15 protein-coding genes and 1 tRNA gene are annotated in these 16,705 nt (G+C 49.2%); 14 read left to right on the top strand and 2 right to left on the bottom strand.

Features of this window, described 5'->3' with window-relative positions; translation table 11 throughout:
- Positions 1-29 precede the first annotated feature (29 nt).
- From ftsH to MK185_13085, 14 genes are all read left to right on the top strand, one after another.
- A complete protein-coding gene (ftsH, locus tag MK185_13020; protein ID MCH2041547.1) occupies positions 30-1,934 on the top strand; it encodes an ATP-dependent zinc metalloprotease FtsH in 1,905 nt (634 codons plus the stop codon).
- Positions 1,935-2,085: 151 nt separating this feature from the next.
- Positions 2,086-2,922: a dihydropteroate synthase gene (gene folP / locus MK185_13025; protein ID MCH2041548.1), complete on the top strand. Its 837-nt coding sequence runs from the start codon at positions 2,086-2,088 to the stop codon at positions 2,920-2,922.
- 86 nt (positions 2,923-3,008) lie between these two features.
- A complete protein-coding gene (gene glmM, locus MK185_13030; GenBank protein ID MCH2041549.1) occupies positions 3,009-4,343 on the top strand; it encodes a phosphoglucosamine mutase in 1,335 nt (444 codons plus the stop codon).
- A gap of 91 nt (positions 4,344-4,434) precedes the next feature.
- Positions 4,435-5,175, top strand: coding sequence for a triose-phosphate isomerase (tpiA, locus tag MK185_13035; GenBank protein MCH2041550.1), 741 nt, complete (start codon positions 4,435-4,437; stop codon positions 5,173-5,175).
- 7 nt (positions 5,176-5,182) lie between these two features.
- Complete coding sequence (gene secG / locus MK185_13040; protein MCH2041551.1) at positions 5,183-5,587, top strand: preprotein translocase subunit SecG; 405 nt, start codon at positions 5,183-5,185, stop codon at positions 5,585-5,587.
- A 17-nt stretch (positions 5,588-5,604) separates the two neighbouring features.
- A tRNA-Leu gene (locus MK185_13045) sits at positions 5,605-5,690 on the top strand.
- A 383-nt stretch (positions 5,691-6,073) separates the two neighbouring features.
- On the top strand, positions 6,074-6,505 hold the full coding sequence (gene rimP / locus MK185_13050) for a ribosome maturation factor RimP (GenBank protein MCH2041552.1): 432 nt from the start codon (positions 6,074-6,076) through the stop codon (positions 6,503-6,505).
- 22 nt (positions 6,506-6,527) lie between these two features.
- Complete coding sequence (nusA, locus tag MK185_13055; GenBank protein MCH2041553.1) at positions 6,528-8,024, top strand: transcription termination factor NusA; 1,497 nt, start codon at positions 6,528-6,530, stop codon at positions 8,022-8,024.
- 27 nt (positions 8,025-8,051) lie between these two features.
- A complete protein-coding gene (gene infB, locus MK185_13060; protein ID MCH2041554.1) occupies positions 8,052-10,796 on the top strand; it encodes a translation initiation factor IF-2 in 2,745 nt (914 codons plus the stop codon).
- An 89-nt stretch (positions 10,797-10,885) separates the two neighbouring features.
- Positions 10,886-11,284, top strand: a complete 399-nt coding sequence (gene rbfA, locus MK185_13065) for a 30S ribosome-binding factor RbfA (protein MCH2041555.1) — start codon at positions 10,886-10,888, stop codon at positions 11,282-11,284.
- A gap of 22 nt (positions 11,285-11,306) precedes the next feature.
- Entirely contained in the window at positions 11,307-12,263 is a 957-nt protein-coding gene (truB, locus tag MK185_13070; protein MCH2041556.1) for a tRNA pseudouridine(55) synthase TruB, read from the top strand.
- Between the two features lie 89 nt (positions 12,264-12,352).
- Complete coding sequence (gene rpsO / locus MK185_13075) at positions 12,353-12,622, top strand: 30S ribosomal protein S15 (GenBank protein MCH2041557.1); 270 nt, start codon at positions 12,353-12,355, stop codon at positions 12,620-12,622.
- Positions 12,623-12,882: 260 nt separating this feature from the next.
- Positions 12,883-14,985 (top strand): polyribonucleotide nucleotidyltransferase, encoded by a 2,103-nt coding sequence (gene pnp, locus MK185_13080; GenBank protein ID MCH2041558.1) that lies wholly within the window; start codon positions 12,883-12,885, stop codon positions 14,983-14,985.
- Between the two features lie 357 nt (positions 14,986-15,342).
- Positions 15,343-15,516: a hypothetical protein gene (locus MK185_13085; GenBank protein ID MCH2041559.1), complete on the top strand. Its 174-nt coding sequence runs from the start codon at positions 15,343-15,345 to the stop codon at positions 15,514-15,516.
- Positions 15,517-15,533: 17 nt separating this feature from the next.
- Here the strand turns inward: MK185_13085 and MK185_13090 are convergent, their stop codons facing one another.
- Both MK185_13090 and MK185_13095 read right to left on the bottom strand, forming a co-directional pair.
- Entirely contained in the window at positions 15,534-15,815 is a 282-nt protein-coding gene (locus MK185_13090) for a hypothetical protein (GenBank protein MCH2041560.1), read from the bottom strand.
- Between the two features lie 187 nt (positions 15,816-16,002).
- Complete coding sequence (locus MK185_13095; GenBank protein MCH2041561.1) at positions 16,003-16,674, bottom strand: phosphatase PAP2 family protein; 672 nt, start codon at positions 16,672-16,674, stop codon at positions 16,003-16,005.
- Between the last annotated feature and the right edge of the window lie 31 nt (positions 16,675-16,705).

A 16,705-nucleotide genomic window follows, 5' to 3' on the forward strand; every position in this document is an offset into this window, starting at 1 on the left:
GGTCGGCTGAGTTAAGAGGTACGCCAAACATGGCAAAGAATTTCATACTTTGGGCGGTAATTGCGGCTGTCCTGATGATGGTGTTTAACAACTTCCAGAACGTCGGCCGCGGTCAGGAATATTCCTACTCGCAATTTATGACTGCCGTACAGAACGGTCAGGTAGAAAAAGTCACAATTTCCGGGCAGAGCATCACCGGGCGTACCACATCTGGTGAAACGTTTGACTCTGTTCTGCCAACCTATGATGAAAAGCTGATTGACACTCTGCTGGATAACCGTGTTGAAGTGGTGGGTGAGAAGCCAGAGAAACAAGGTTTCCTGTCTCAGCTGCTGTTGGCCTCTCTGCCAATTCTGATCATCATTGCTGTCTTCATGTTGTTTATGCGTCAGATGCAAGGGGGAGCGGGTGGCCGCGGTGGCCCAATGGCATTTGGTAAGAGCAAAGCCAAGCTGCTGAGTGAAGACCAGATTAAAACGACCTTTGAAGATGTTGCAGGCTGCGATGAGGCCAAAGAAGATGTAAAAGAGCTGGTTGATTTTCTGAGTGATCCAGGCAAGTACCAGCGCTTGGGCGGTAAGATTCCTCGAGGGGTGCTGATGGCAGGTCAGCCAGGTACCGGTAAAACCCTGTTAGCCAAAGCCATTGCTGGTGAAGCGCGCGTTCCTTTCTTTTCTATCTCTGGTTCTGATTTCGTAGAGATGTTTGTGGGCGTTGGTGCATCGCGTGTTCGCGATATGTTCGAGCAAGCTAAAAAACAAGCGCCTTGTATCATCTTTATCGATGAAATCGATGCAGTTGGTCGTTCACGCGGCGTCGGAATGGGCGGCGGGAATGATGAGCGTGAGCAAACGTTGAACCAGTTGCTGGTGGAAATGGACGGCTTTGAGGTTAACGACGGTATTATTGTTATCGCTGCAACAAACCGTCCGGATGTGCTTGATCCTGCACTGCTGCGTCCCGGACGTTTTGACCGGCAAGTAAATGTCGGTCTGCCTGACATCCGTGGTCGTGAACAAATTCTCAAAGTGCACATGAAAAAAGTACCGTTGGCTGATGATGTGGTCGCAGCCGTCCTGGCTCGCGGTACACCGGGTTTTTCTGGCGCTGAATTGGCCAATCTTGTTAATGAAGCTTCGCTCTTTGCGGCACGTGCTAATCGCAACTTAGTCACAATGGAGGAATTTGAGAAAGCCAAAGACAAAATCATGATGGGTGCAGAACGTAAGACCATGGTGATGTCTGAAAAGGAAAAAGAAAGTACGGCATATCATGAGGCCGGCCATGCTATTGTTGGTTACCTGTCGGAAGAACATGATCCAGTTCATAAGGTAACCATTATTCCTCGCGGTCGCGCACTGGGTGTTACGTTCTTTCTTCCCGAAGCTGATAAGATCAGTGAAAGTCGACGCAAGCTATTGGGTGATATCGCCACAGCCTACGGCGGACGAATTGCTGAAGAATTACTATACGGTACTGATGGGGTCAGTACGGGGGCTTATCAGGATATTAAAATGGCCACTCAAATTGCCAGAGCAATGGTGGTCAATTATGGATTATCAGACGCACTTGGCCCGCTTGATTATGACGCTAAAGACCAGGATGGTATTAATGCACGTCATATTTCTGGTGCCACGGCGAAGCTGATTGATGATGAAGTCCGTAAAATTACCGATCAATGTTATGCTCGAGCTTATGAGATCCTTGAGGAGAACCGGGATATTCTTGAAGCCATGAAAGATGCGCTGATGGAATATGAAACTCTAGATTCATTGCAAATCGACGATATCATGGCGCGTAAGCCGCCGCGTGAACCTAAATCGTGGGGAGATAATGGCTCCGGCCCGGCTGCGCCGGTAGAGGAGAGTCACGATCTGGCAAAAGATGACCGTGATGACTCCATTGGTGATGCTGCTGGGGAGCAGAATTCTTAATAGAATCGAATGATCTGAGAAGGCGGCTTTGCCGCCTTTTTTATTTGAGTTGTGACCGTCGGCTATGCCTGTGGATTATTTTTAACGTCCCAATGTTTTGAAAATTAATCCATTTGCACCGCGTTATTGTATTAGAAAATAAGTGAAAGATGTGATTCTGCAATGTGGCCAGCGTTCGCTGGATTTATCCAAAGCCCAGGTGATGGGTATTCTGAATGTGACTCCGGATTCTTTTTCAGATGGTGGGCGCTTTACTTCGCTTAATTCAGCATTAAGGCAAGCGCGACAAATGACGCTTGATGGTGCTGCAATTATTGATGTGGGCGGCGAATCCACCCGCCCTGGTGCTGACCCTGTCTCTGAACAGCAGGAATTGGACCGCGTGATTCCTGTTGTTGAGGCCATTCGTAGTGAGCTGGATGTATTGGTTTCAGTGGATACCAGTACTGCTGCGGTTATTCGGGAAGCGACGCAAGCCGGTGCGAATTTGATTAACGATGTGCGGGCTTTGCAGCGTGAGGGAGCTTTGCAAGCAGCAGCAACGTCAGGTCTGCCTGTGTGTCTAATGCATATGCAGGGTGACCCGAAAACCATGCAGGATAACCCGGATTATCGAGATGTGATTCAGGACGTGAAGCAATTCCTTGAACTGCGCGTGGAAGTTTGCGAAAAAGCCGGAATCAGCCGTAATCGTATTCTGCTTGATCCCGGTTTTGGTTTTGGCAAAACCACTGAGCACAATTACCAATTGCTGAATCGTCTTGAGCAGCTGCATGAATTAGACTTGCCGTTACTGATTGGTTTATCGCGCAAACGAATGATTGGCGCTGCGACTGGATGTGAAATAGCAGAGCAACGAGTCTTTGGTAGTGTTGCGGGCGCTGTTATCAGCGCGATGAAGGGTGCCAGGATATTGCGTGTGCATGACGTGAAAGAAACATTTGAAGCGTTGGCGGTGGCTAATGCAGCCCTGAATGAATCTGCATAGCGTCGTATGGCTCGTTTCATAAGAATAATATTGTTGGGTAGGCCAGCCTCATCAGAGGCCTGCCTCATTCTGAACAAGGAAAGATAATGTCGAGAAAATATTTTGGTACCGACGGTATTCGTGGGGAAGTGGGTGAGTTCCCGATCACGCCTGAATTTGTAATGAAGCTGGGTTGGGCTGCCGGGAAAGTATTTGCCGAACAGGGTAAGAAAACCATCTTAATCGGCAAGGACACTCGTATTTCCGGTTATATGTTTGAATCAGCCTTGGAGGCTGGCTTGTCTGCAGCCGGTGTAAATAGTGGTTTGTTGGGCCCGATGCCAACTCCCGGTATTGCCTATCTGACACGAACTTTTTACGCCGATGCTGGCATTGTCATCAGTGCGTCTCACAACCCATATCAGGATAATGGGATTAAGTTCTTCTCAAGTAATGGCACCAAGCTCGATGATAAGATTGAACAAGCTATTGAAGAACATTTAGACCGGCCTATGACAACCGTTGCCTCGGATCAACTGGGCAAAGCCTTTCGGATTGATGACGCAGCAGGTCGTTATATTGAATTCTGTAAGAGCAGTGCGCGACGTTTGCGTCTCAAGGGGCAGCGTATCGTGCTGGATTGTGCCCATGGTGCAACTTACCAGATTGCTCCGGCAGTGTTTCGTGAGTTGGGTGCTGAAGTTGTCGTTATTGGGGCCGAGCCTGATGGTCTTAATATAAACAAAGAGGTGGGGTCTACTTCACCGAAGGCATTGCAGCGCAAAGTTACCGAAATCCGCGCCGATCTGGGTATCGCTTTTGATGGTGATGGTGACCGCGTAGTCATGGTGGATGGTAATGGCGAGGTTGTTGACGGTGATGAGTTGTTGTTCATTATGGCAACGCACGCTAAAAGCCGTGGGCGTTTGGGGGGCGGCGTTGTCGGTACTTTGATGTCAAACCTGGGCCTTGAATTAGCCCTCAAAGAGGACGGTATCGATTTTGCCCGCGCCAAAGTAGGTGATCGATATGTGATGCAGCAGCTAAAAGAGCGCAACTGGCGTTTTGGTGGAGAGTCCTCTGGTCATTTGCTGTGCCTTGATTCAACAACGACCGGAGATGGTGTTGTTTCTGCCTTGCAGGTGATGATGGCGATTCAGGATTTAGACAAGCCATTGCATGAATTGAAAAAGGGTATGAGTAAGTGTCCACAAACCATGATCAATGTTCGTCGTAATCAAGACATTGATGTAAATAGTGACGACACCGTCAAGGCTGCCGTTGCCGAAGTGGAGAATACTCTGGCTGGTCGCGGTCGTGTGTTGTTGCGTCCCTCGGGTACGGAACCGGTCGTGCGGGTGATGGTAGAAGGTGAGGATGCCGCACAGGTTTCAGCACTGACACAGGAACTGGCCGAAGTTGTGGAAAAAGTGCTGGCTTGATTGTTAATAAGAGAGGGAGTATTCGCTCCTTCTCTTGTATCAGCTCTCCTTCTTAGATAGTATCTGCGCTCTTTGAATTTTGAGAAGCCTCATGCGTCGATTATTGGTTGCCGGAAACTGGAAAATGAACGCTTCAGTCGAAATGACTGAATCGCTTTTATCCGCGATTACAGCAGCTGAAATTGATAACTGCGATGTTGCTGTATTTCCTCCTTTTCCCTATCTTGCGTTAGCAAAAGAAAAGTTATCAGCATCATCGATTGTTGTGGGCGGGCAGAATTGTTCAATTGCTGACTCGGGTGCCTACACTGGTGAGGTTTCAGTCTCTATGTTGCAGGATATTGGGTGTGGCATGGTGTTGGTCGGTCATTCTGAGCGCCGCAGTCTGTATCATGAAACCGATGCAGTTGTTCTGGCCAAGACAGAGAAGGTGCTTGCTCAGGGAATGATTGCCGTAGTGTGTGTCGGTGAAACGCTTGAGCAGCGTCAGTCTGGCAATGCGGAACTGATTGTTAGGCAACAACTGTCAGCATTATTGCATCAGTTGTCGGAGCAGCAATGGTCTCAAGTCGTCGTAGCTTATGAGCCGGTTTGGGCGATTGGTACCGGCGAAACAGCTTCGCCGGAACAAGCACAGCAGATGCATGCATTTATCCGCTCTTTGCTCGCATCAGTGAGTGTTGGGGTCGCTGAGCAAACTAAGATTTTATACGGTGGCAGTGTGAAAGCTGCTAACGCGGCAGAGTTATTTACTCAGGTCGATATTGATGGTGGTCTGGTTGGCGGTGCATCGCTGACGGCTGAAGAATTTTTAGGAATCTGTCGTTCATAGGTAGAATATGGAACAAATTATTTTAATTGCTCATATCTTGTTTGCGTTAGGCATCGTTGGTTTTGTCATGATGCAGCAGGGTAAAGGTGCTGATGCTGGTGCTTCTTTCGGTAGCGGTGCGTCCCAAACTGTATTCGGTAGCCAGGGTTCGGGTAACTTTCTGAGTCGCAGTACGGCAATTCTTGCTACTTTGTTTTTCGTCACCAGTCTGGGTTTAGCCGTTGTTGCTAAGCAAAAAGCCGTTGGTGCTTCTGATTTGGGTATTCCGAGCCAAGAAGTGATCGAAAAGCTTGAGCAAGACACCCCAATTGTGGAAGAATACGCGCCGGTTTCAGATGCTCCTGTTTTGGGTGCTCCTGAGCTGGACGCTTCAGCGTCTGATGAGCCTGCAATCGAAGAGGCGGGTCAGTAAGCGCAAGCGAATGTAGTGCGGATGTGGTGGAATTGGTAGACACGCCATCTTGAGGGGGTGGTGAGCATAGCTCGTGCGAGTTCAAGTCTCGCCATCCGCACCAACTTCTTATTGTTGTAGAATAAGAAATAGAAAGCGAACTTAGTTCGCTTTTTCTGTTTAAAGCACCTATAATGCGCCTGCTTTTTACAGAACACATGCTTTAAAGCCCCTCGCGTCAGGGGCTTTTTCGTACTCGAGGCCTTTCGAATTCAGGGCTTGCAGTGGATCAGCGGTGTTCCAGCCTGGATAAACCGTTTCGATTTATCAGGTCTGCAGATGCAATTGTGATGTCGTTGTTATCGCGATTGCATGCAGTTTTATCAGACTGGGCATTTATGCCCAGTTTTTGTTTGTGTCGAAGTCGGTCTTTGCTGATCTCAGGTTATGACCGACATCAAATTTTGAAAAGGTGGTTGTTTGGCTAAAGACACTCAGTTGACTGAAATGCTGGCTCCAATTGTGGAGTCTATGGGCTACGTTTTTTGGGGCCTGGAATATTCTGCGCAGGGTAAGCATACGCTGTTGCGAATCTTTATTGATCATGAAAATGGCATTAACGTCGACAACTGCGCTGAAGTCAGTCGTCAGGTTAGTAGTGTTCTGGATGTCGAAGATCCTATTTCTCAGGATTACACTCTGGAAGTTTCGTCCCCTGGGATGGACCGACCATTATTTACCCTCGAACAGTTTAAAAGTTACGCCAACCATATTATTGAGTTGCGCTTGCGTATGCCGTTCGATGGACGTCGAAAATTTAAGGGCCAACTGATTGGTGTTGAGCAGGAAGATATTGTGCTGTTTGTTGATGGCCATGAATATCTGTTGCCCATTGAGCTGATTGAGAAGGCGAATGTTGTTCCACAATTCAAGGACTAAGGTTGCAGAGCGAGGCTAGAAGATGAGCAAAGAAATTCTCCTGGTCGCGGAAGCGGTATCCAACGAAAAAGGCGTTTCAAAAGAAATTATTTTTGAAGCCATTGAATCTGCGCTGGCGGCGGCTGCTAAAAAGCGTTACGAAGATGAAGAAGCCACTATTCGCGTAGATATCGACCGCAGAACCGGTGATTACGAAACTTTCCGCAGCTGGTTAGTTGTTAGTAACGATGTGGTTCCAGGCTTGGGTGATGAACTCACGCTGGAAGAAGCACTCGAAATTGACACCAATCTGCAGCCAGGTGATACCTACGAAACTCAGATTGAAAATCCTGATTTTGGACGTATTGCTGCCCAGGCGGCGAAGCAAATTATTGTGCAAAAAGTACGTGAAGCTGAGCGTGCCCAGATTGTTGAACAGTATGAAGATCGAGTGGGTGAACTAATCAGCGGTACCGTTAAAAAGGTCACCCGCGATAATGTCATTATCGATCTTGGCAACAATGCTGAAGGTCTGATGCCAAAAGATCAGTTGATCGGTCGTGAAATCCTGCGTATGGGTGATCGTGTTCGTTCCATTCTGTTTGATATCCGACCGGAAAATCGCGGCCCTCAGTTGATGCTGAGTCGCACCATTTCCGACATGATGGTCGAATTATTCCGCATTGAAGTGCCTGAAATTGCGGAAGAGGTTATCGAAATTAAAGGTGCCGCTCGTGACCCGGGTTCGCGTGCCAAGATTGCAGTTAAAACTAACGATAAGCGTATCGATCCGGTAGGTGCTTGTGTGGGTATGCGTGGTGCTCGTGTCCAGGCCGTAACCAACGAACTTGGCGGTAATGAGCGCATCGACATTGTGTTGTGGGACGATAACCCGGCGCAGCTGGTTATCAACGCAATGGCACCTGCGGAAGTGGCATCCATCATCATGGATGAAGAAACCAACTCCATGGATGTTGCTGTTGAAGAAGACAACCTGGCACAAGCTATCGGCCGTGGTGGTCAGAACGTACGCTTGGCGTCCGAGCTGACAGGCTGGGAAATCAACGTGATGACTGAGGAAGAAGCGTCTGACAAACAGAACGAAGAAGCCTCTGCTTACATCAACACCTTTATGAATTCTCTGGATATTGATGAAGACTTCGCTCTGCTGCTCGTAGAAGAAGGGTTCACCTCTCTGGAAGAGATCGCTTATGTGCCCATGGAAGAAATGCTGGCGATCGAAGGTCTGGACGAAGAAGTCGTTAACGAATTGCGTAATCGCGCAAAAGACGTGCTGCTGACTCAGGCCATTGCATCAGAAGAACAACTGGAAGCAGCGCAACCAGCAGAAGATCTGCTGACAATGGACGGCATGGATAAGCACCTGGCATTGGTGCTGGCCAGCAAGGGTATTTGTACGATGGAGGATCTCGCCGAGCAATCCATCGATGACCTGCTGGACGTTGAAGACATGACCGAAGAGAAAGCCGCCGAATTGATTATGACGGCACGCAAGCCCTGGTTCGAGGGCAACGACTAATAGATCCGCTCGGCATAGGAGAAACGTATGGCAGATGTAACAGTTAAAGAACTCGCCGACGTGGTAAATATCGGTGTTGATCGCCTGCTGTCCCAGATGAAAGAAGCCGGTCTGCCTCAGACCGGTTCTGAAGATGCAGTATCAGATGATCAAAAACAAACCTTGTTGGCCTTTTTAAAGTCCAGCCACGGTGAGTCTGGTGACGCCCCGAAGAAAATTACCCTGAAGCGCAAAGCAACCACGACATTAAAAGTGGGTGCAGGTGGCAAGAAACAAGTAAACGTAGAAGTGCGTAAAAAGCGCACCTACGTGAAGCGCGACGAATCTGAGTTAGCAGCAGACAAGGCGCGCGTAGAGGCAAAGGCAGCCGCTGATCAGGCTGCTGAAGAAGAAGCCGCACGTGCAGCGGAAGCGGCACAAGCGAAAGCGACTGCTGATGCTGAGCAAGCAGCGGCAGAGAAAGCGCAGGCTGATAAAGCCGCAGCGGAAGTAAAAGCCGCCAAAAAGCCAGAGCCTAAGGTTAAGAAAGAAGCGCCTAAAGCGCCTCAAATGCCTAAAGCAACGGCAACGGCTAAGCCAACGGCTCGTGTTGTCGCGAAGAAGGTAGAAGAGAAGAAGCCAACAGCAACTCTGAAACCTAAAGCAGAAGCTAAACCGAAGGCAACTGCGAAACCTAAGGTGAAGGTAACGCCTGCTGAAGAACGTCGTGCTAAGCCAAGTAAGCCGGTAGCTAAGGTTCGCCAGAAGCCAACAGAAGACGAAGCGGCACAAAAACGTGCAGAAGCGGAAGCGGTTCAGGCCCGTCAGGATGACAGTGGTCGTAAACGTGGGAAAGGCAGCGATCGTCGCCATGGTGATGATCGTGAGAAGCGTTTTGTTGATGGTTCTGAGCAGGATCGCAGTGGCCGTAACAAAGGCCGAAATAAAGGTAAGTTGAAAGGCGCTGCGCGTCGTCAGCAAAACCAGGCGGCCAATGCTAATAATGAGCACGGTTTCAGTAAACCAACGGCTCCAGTCATCAAAGAAGTGGAATTGCCAGAAGCGATTTCTGTTGGTGAATTGGCGCAGAAACTGGCTGTTAAAGCCGGTGAAGTGATCAAGGAGCTGATGAAGCTGGGCGTCATGGCCACCATCAACCAGACTCTGGACCAGGATACTGCCACTCTGGTGGTTGAAGAAATGGGCCATAAGGTTTCCAAGCTGATTTCTGACAATGAGTTGGAAGAGGCGGTTACTGAGTCGGTATCGTACGACGGTGAACAAACTACCCGTGCGCCGGTTGTTACCGTTATGGGTCACGTTGACCATGGTAAAACCTCGCTGTTGGATTACATCCGTAAATCACGCGTTGTATCCGGCGAAGCTGGCGGTATTACCCAGCACATCGGTGCGTACCACGTAGATACGGATCACGGCATGGTGTCCTTCCTGGATACACCTGGACACGCGGCATTTACCTCGATGCGTGCTCGTGGTGCTCAGTCTACGGACGTTGTCATTCTGGTAGTTGCAGCAGACGATGGTGTGATGCCTCAGACTGAAGAAGCGGTACAACACGCTAAAGCGGCCGGTGTTCCAATCGTTGTTGCGATCAACAAGATGGATAAAGAGGCGGCTGATCCGGATCGTGCTAAAAACGAATTGGCTGCTCGCGATGTCATCCCGGAAGATTGGGGCGGTGACGTACCGTTTGTACCGGTATCTGCTCATACCGGTCAGGGTATTGATGAGCTGCTGGAAGCCGTCATTCTGCAGTCTGAGTTGCTGGAGCTGAAAGCCCACTTCGATGGTCCGGGTCAGGGTGTTGTGGTTGAATCGCGCCTGGACAAAGGTCGTGGTCCGGTGGCTACGCTGCTGGTTCAGAACGGTACTCTGAAAAAAGGCGACATCGTACTGGCAGGTACTTATTACGGTCGTGCCCGCGCATTGCTGGATGAGAACGGTAAGCCAACTGACGAAGCTGGTCCGTCGATCCCGGTTGAAATTCTGGGTCTTGGTGGCACGCCTGACGCGGGTGACGTGTTCATGGTTGTTGAAAGCGAGAAGAAGGCACGTGAAGTTGCTGAATTCCGTGAAGCTAAGCTGAAAGAACAAATTCAGCAACGTCAGCAGAAAGCCAAACTGGATGCTCTGTTCGCAGGCATGCAGGAAGGTGAGCAGGCCAACCTGAACATCATTCTGAAAACCGATGTTCGTGGTTCTCTGGAAGCCATTGCCGCTTCGCTTGAGAAGCTGGCGACCGATGAAGTAAAAGTAACCATCGTATCTTCCGGTGTGGGTGGTATTACTGAAACTGACGCAACCCTGGCTGTTGCCTCCGGTGCCGTTATGTTCGGCTTCAACGTTCGTGCGGATAACGCTGCGAAGAAAGTTGTCGAAGGTAACGACGTAGACATGCGTTACTACAGCGTGATCTACGACCTGCTGGACGATGTTAAGCAAGCAATGGGTGGCCTGCTGGCGCCTGAGCTACGCGAAGAAATCGTTGGCATAGCGGAAGTGCGTGATGTATTCAACTCACCGAAATTCGGTCAGATTGCTGGCTGTATGGTGGTTGACGGTACCATTTATCGCAATAAGAAGATCCGTGTACTGCGTGAGAACGTCGTGATCTATGAAGGTGAGCTGGAGTCTCTGCGTCGCTTTAAAGATGACGTACAGGAAGTTCGCCAGGCGATGGAATGTGGTATCGGTGTTAAGAACTATCAGGATGTTCGCCCTGGCGATCAGATTGAAGTGTTCGATGTGCGTGAAATTGCACGTACACTGTAAATCGGCTTCTAAGCCTCAAAGTGCTTAGCACTTACCCAAAGCCCGGTCTGTTTCAGACTGGGCTTTGCTGCTTCTGAAAGAGAATAAACATGCCAAAAGATTACAGCCGTACATCACGACTGGGTGAACAAATCCAACGTGATCTGGCACAAATGATTCAGTTTGAAATGAAAGACCCGCGTCTGGGTATGGTGACGTTAAACCAGGTAAAAGTGGCGAAAGATTTAGGTTATGCCGACATCTATTTCACCGTGATGGGTGCCAAAGGTGAAACGGATGAACAAATTCGTGAACAAACCGAAAGTATTTTAAACGATGCTGCCGGCTACCTGCGCTCTGAACTGGCCCGGAACATGACGACTCGTGTGACGCCACAACTGCGTTTCCACTATGACGAAACGCTGGAGCGTGGGCATCATCTGACGGGCCTGATTAAAAAGGCTCGCCAGGAAGACGATGCGCACCAGAATGATGATTCTGAAGACTAATTGCTAGCAGGTCATAAGTAGCGTGGGACGTAAGAAAAAAGGCCGCCCAGTCAGCGGCATTCTGGTGTTGAACAAACCTCTGGGATTAAGTTCAAACCAGGTTTTACAAAAAGTGAAGTGGTTGTTTCAGGCGCAAAAAGCCGGTCATACCGGAGCACTGGACCCACAAGCCAGCGGTGTTTTGCCGATTTGTATGGGCGAAGCCACTAAGTTTTCTCAATTGTTGCTGGATTCCGATAAGGGTTACGAGACAACCGCTAAATTGGGCGAAATTCGTTCGACTGGCGATGCCGAAGGTGAAGTCATAAAAACTGCTGATGTTCCTGAGTTGTCCGGAGAGCAGGTTGAAGAAGTGCTGAGTAACTTTCGCGGTGATGTGGTTCAGGTGCCGCCGATGTTCTCAGCATTGAAGCTCGACGGTAAACCTCTGTACGAACTCGCCCGCAACGGTATGACGGCGGAAGAAGCTCAGGCCATTGCTGAGAAAAAACGCCGTACCATTCAGATTCATGAACTGACATTGAATGATCAGCGCTCTGATGAACTTGATTTGTCGGTGCGTTGTTCCAAGGGGACTTATATTCGAACTCTGGTGGAAGACATTGGTAACGTTCTGGGTTCAGGAGCCTATGTTTCCATGTTACACCGCACACACTCTGGTCCGTATCACTCTGCTCAGATGATTACCTTAGAGCAGCTTGAAGCATTGTTTGAAGCGGGTGGGACCGACGCATTAGACAAATTATTGTTGCCGCCTGAAACTGCGTTGCCAAGCAGCTGGCCAGTGATTGAATTGAGCCGTTCCGAGGCGGAAAAGATCCTGCAGGGACAAGCTGTGAGTACTGGCTTAACCGAAACACCTTCTGTACAATTATGGGCCGCTGAATCCGGGCGGAAGCAGTTGATTGGTATTGGCCGTATCGAACGGGGTGGCATTCGACCACAGCGTTTGTTGCAGGTGAACCTGTTAGCTGACTGAAACGGATACGTCGCAAACGCGACAGCATCCCACTGTTAATGTGCACGGTGGTGATGTATTCGACTGCACATTCATCGGAGTATAGACAGATGGCATTATCTGCTGAAAAGAAAGCTGAGATTGTAAACGAGTACAAAACTGCTGAAGGCGACACGGGTTCTCCTGAAGTACAAGTTGCTCTGCTGACCTTCAATATCAATGATCTGCAAGGTCACTTCAAAGCACACGCTAAAGATCACCACTCTCGTCGTGGTCTGATCCGCATGGTTAACCAGCGTCGTAAGCTGCTGGACTACCTGAAGCGTAAAGATGCAAATCGTTACTTAGAGCTGATCAAGCGTCTGGGTCTGCGTCGCTAAGATCTCGCTTCACAACAAAAGCCCTACGGGGCTTTTGTTGTTTTAGCTAAAAGAATTTTTGTTTGTGTTACAGACTCTAAACTGTTCAGTTCCTGAACAACTGTGGTGCCAACCCCATTTGATCGTGTTGTTGATCAATGGTGGTGCTTCTAACCATTTACCTTTCCGCTTTGTTCCAACGAGCGAATTACAGAAGGGTCAATGCTTAGAAGCACCGGCAGTCGGAACTGGTGAACTTATATTATTAAAGGAAATTTTGAATGAGCACTAAACCAGTTGCTTTAACCAAAACCTTCGAATTTGGTGGCGAAACCGTCACTTTAGAAACCGGCCGTATCGCTCGTCAGGCTGACGGCGCTGTATTGGCTACCATTGGCAAAACTCAGGTGTTGGCAACCGTTGTTGCAGCCAAGAGCACTAAGCCAGGTCAGGACTTCTTCCCGTTGTCTGTGCACTATCAGGAAAAAATGTACGCCGCGGGCCGTATCCCTGGTGGTTACCTGAAACGTGAGGGCCGTCCTTCTGAGAAAGAAACATTAACATCGCGCCTGATCGACCGTCCGATTCGTCCGCTGTTCCCGAACGGCTTTATGAACGAAGTTCAGGTTATCCAGACTGTTGTTGCAGCAGAAAAAGACGTTGATCCGGATATCTGCGCCATGATCGCAACCTCAGCAGCACTGAGTATTTCTGGTATTCCGTTCAACGGTCCTATCGGTGCAGCGCGTGTAGCTTTCTCCGATGACAATGGTTACACCCTGAATCCAACTTACAGCCAGCTTGAAGACTCTCTGCTGGATATGGTTGTAGCAGGTACAAAAGATGCGGTTCTGATGGTTGAATCTGAAGCCGACGAACTGACCGAAGACGAAATGCTGGGTGCGGTGTTGTTTGCCCACAAAGGTTTCCAGTCTGCCATTACTGCCATCAGCGAATGGGCTGAAGAGCTGAAAGTTGAGCAGTGGGACTGGCAGCCGGAAGCACGTGACGAAGCGCTATACAGCGCAGTTAAAGCTGAAGCGGCAGCTGGTATCAGTGAAGCGTATACCATCTCTGATAAGCTGGCTCGCTACGGTCGTATCGACGAAGTTAAAGCCGCAGCTGTTGAAAAACTGGCTGCAGCAGAAGGCGAAGAAGGCTACAGCGCTGATGACATCGCCGCCATGGTTGGCGAGCTGAAGTACGAAGTTGTGCGCCAGCGCGTTATCGACGGTCAGCCTCGTATCGATGGCCGTGATAACGAAACTGTGCGTCCTCTGACCATTGAAACCGGTGCCCTGAACACCGCTCACGGTTCTGCGATTTTTACCCGCGGTGAAACTCAGGCAATCGTTGCTACCACTCTGGGTAGCGCACGTGATGCACAGATGGTTGATTTCCTGCATGGGATGACGACGGATCCGTTCCTGTTCCACTACAACTTCCCTCCATACTCTGTGGGCGAAGCTGGGCGTATGGGCGGTGTTGGCCGTCGTGAAATCGGTCATGGCCGTCTGGCTCGTCGCGGTGTTCAGGCAATGATGCCGGATCAGGAAGAGTTCCCATACACGATCCGTGTGGTATCTGAGATCACTGAATCGAACGGTTCTTCCTCTATGGCTTCCGTATGTGGCGCGTCTCTGTCTTTGATGGACGCCGGTGTTCCACTGAAAGCGCCAGTTGCTGGTATCGCTATGGGTCTGGTTAAAGAAGGTGAGAAGTTCGCTGTTCTGACCGACATCCTGGGCGATGAAGACCACCTGGGTGATATGGACTTTAAAGTGGCCGGTACCGATGAAGGTATCACTGCTTTACAGATGGATATCAAGATTGAGGGTATCACTGAAGAGATCATGGAAATTGCTCTGACTCAGGCTAAGAAAGCCCGTTTCACCATTCTGGAGCAAATGAATGAAGTGATCTCTGAGCCGCGCACAGAGCTGTCAGAGAACGCCCCAACTATGACCAGCATGAAGATCGATTCTGACAAGATTCGTGACGTGATTGGTAAGGGCGGTGCAACCATTCGTGATATCACCGAGAAGACTGGTGCTTCTGTCGATATCGACGATAACGGAAACATCAAGATCTTCGCAGCAGATAAAGCTGGTGCTGATGCAGCACAGAAAATGATCGAAGAGATCACTGCTGAAATCGAAGTTGGTGTGACGTATGAAGGCAAAGTGAGCAAGATCGTTGATTTTGGTGCTTTCATTACGGTATTGCCAGGTAAAGATGGCCTGTTGCATATCTCTCAGATCAGTGAAGAGCGTGTCGAAAATGTCGCTGATCACCTGAGCGAAGGTCAGATGGTCAAAGTTCACGTGATGGACGTTGATCCGAAAGGACGTGTGAAACTGACTATGAAAGGTGTTGAGCAGTAAGCTCCGCATTCTTTAAAGTTCAAAAACGCCGCTGTTGTGATCAATAGCGGCGTTTTTTTATGCCATCAGATAAACCACAGACGCGTTTAAGCCTGGAAAAATGTGTTACAAATTGTGCGTTTTTCACCTTAAAAATATCAGGGTTAATGACAACACTGCAGGCCAACTGTTGCTTTATGGTGAATAAAGGCAGTGCTTTCACCCGTATTTTTGGCTCTATCGAGCTAATAATGAAGTCTAAGGGTGTGCGCTCGCTTGGGGTATGAAATTAGTAGTTCTATCGTACCTGATTGATGTTTGCTGTCTGGGGGGAAGTTCATTTAGTCTTGAATAAAACAAAAATAAGACTTCTACATCATGACTCAGGCAACTCTAACGCTCTTTTTAGTTTTTACGCTGGTATTAACCTATTGGGTCGGCTTTGCTGAACCCGAAGTGGTTGTGCAGGAAGTGAACGTTTCTCAGGAACTTGAGCGTACTGACCTTGCTTCAGTGCGGCGCTCAGCGGTGTCAGAGCCTGGTTTACAATAGCGTGCGTGATGCTCGCCTCATGCCCTAATATCGATAAAACGTCCAAGGGATTTTTCTGACTGCAGGTCCTGGGTTTGCAAGAAGGCTTTACTTTCTCTGGATTGGCCCTGTCGTTGTTGCTGCTGTTCTGCTTGTTGTTGTGCAACAAATTCAAGGTCGCTGATGTCTGCTGGTAGTACCTCTACCTCATTAACGCGCTTGACTGGATTACGTACCGTTTTCTCTGGACGAGGAAGCTCCTGACGAGAATTCATGTCCAGAGCAATCAAACTGTTCTGAGTCGGGCGAAGTGAGGTCATAAGCTGCAGGAGGTCACGTTGTTCAAGTACTATAGCAACGGAGTACTGAGCTGCTCCAGTGGTGTTACAAATCTTTTATGTATGCAAACATCGCCTACATCGCTGCCGCTAAAGTCAGAGAGGCCGGTGTTGGTACATCTGAATGTCATTGAGCGAATGACGACTGGTAACAATTAGATGTCCTGTATCAACGGCTGTCACCTTCAATCCCTCGCCGGTGAAACAGCCATGCAGACAGTAACACACAGGTAAAGTACACCACGTACCCCGCAAAAATTGTGTCACTCAAAAAGTGCCCGCCCTGAACAATTCTGACCAGACTACTGATCACACCTAAGCCGATGCCGAACCAAAACCAGCGTTTGGAACGAAATACCCAAGCCAGAGCCATAAAGAAAAAACCCATCGCCGCGTGTCCGCTAACAAACGATTTACAGCGTTTTTCACAGCTATCCGACACAATGAAAGCCGGGGTGAAGCCACTGCCACCGTTGAACTCCTGAATCTGACGTGGACGGGGACGCTCAAAGCCTTCTTTAAAAACACCGTGAACAATCAGACCCGGACCAATCAACAGAACCAAAAAAAGGAACAGCAAAGGGTTGCGGTGCTGCTTACTGATGCCATTGCGGACGAAGGTCATACCAATACAAATAAGCATGATCGGCAGCAAAAAATGCGGCATATAACGAAACAAAGCGTAAATGGACGTATTGACCGGGTGGTGTTTCAGCGGCCACTGCTGCGTTTCGTGGTCGTAAAAATAATTACTGATTGCCAGATCAATTTCTGGCCATATCAGAAACAAAGCGGCCAGAACGATCAGGCTGATCCAGTCAAAGTGGCGTTTTAACAACATGGTGACTTCCGCGAAAAATATTCAGAACGCG

This window comes from Saccharospirillaceae bacterium (genome assembly GCA_022448365.1).
In the GTDB taxonomy this organism is placed as follows: Bacteria; Pseudomonadota; Gammaproteobacteria; order Pseudomonadales; family Oceanobacteraceae; genus Bacterioplanoides.

Coding starts and splice junctions, on each gene's coding strand:
- rbfA (MCH2041555.1), top strand. CDS start 10,886: ATGCCAAAAGATTACAGCCGTACATCACGACTGGGTGAACAAATCCAA.
- infB (MCH2041554.1), top strand. CDS start 8,052: ATGGCAGATGTAACAGTTAAAGAACTCGCCGACGTGGTAAATATCGGT.
- rimP (MCH2041552.1), top strand. CDS start 6,074: ATGCTGGCTCCAATTGTGGAGTCTATGGGCTACGTTTTTTGGGGCCTG.
- tpiA (MCH2041550.1), top strand. CDS start 4,435: ATGCGTCGATTATTGGTTGCCGGAAACTGGAAAATGAACGCTTCAGTC.
- secG (MCH2041551.1), top strand. CDS start 5,183: ATGGAACAAATTATTTTAATTGCTCATATCTTGTTTGCGTTAGGCATC.
- glmM (MCH2041549.1), top strand. CDS start 3,009: ATGTCGAGAAAATATTTTGGTACCGACGGTATTCGTGGGGAAGTGGGT.
- nusA (MCH2041553.1), top strand. CDS start 6,528: ATGAGCAAAGAAATTCTCCTGGTCGCGGAAGCGGTATCCAACGAAAAA.
- MK185_13095 (MCH2041561.1), bottom strand. CDS start 16,674: ATGTTGTTAAAACGCCACTTTGACTGGATCAGCCTGATCGTTCTGGCC.
- MK185_13085 (MCH2041559.1), top strand. CDS start 15,343: ATGACTCAGGCAACTCTAACGCTCTTTTTAGTTTTTACGCTGGTATTA.
- rpsO (MCH2041557.1), top strand. CDS start 12,353: ATGGCATTATCTGCTGAAAAGAAAGCTGAGATTGTAAACGAGTACAAA.
- pnp (MCH2041558.1), top strand. CDS start 12,883: ATGAGCACTAAACCAGTTGCTTTAACCAAAACCTTCGAATTTGGTGGC.
- MK185_13090 (MCH2041560.1), bottom strand. CDS start 15,815: ATGACCTCACTTCGCCCGACTCAGAACAGTTTGATTGCTCTGGACATG.
- ftsH (MCH2041547.1), top strand. CDS start 30: ATGGCAAAGAATTTCATACTTTGGGCGGTAATTGCGGCTGTCCTGATG.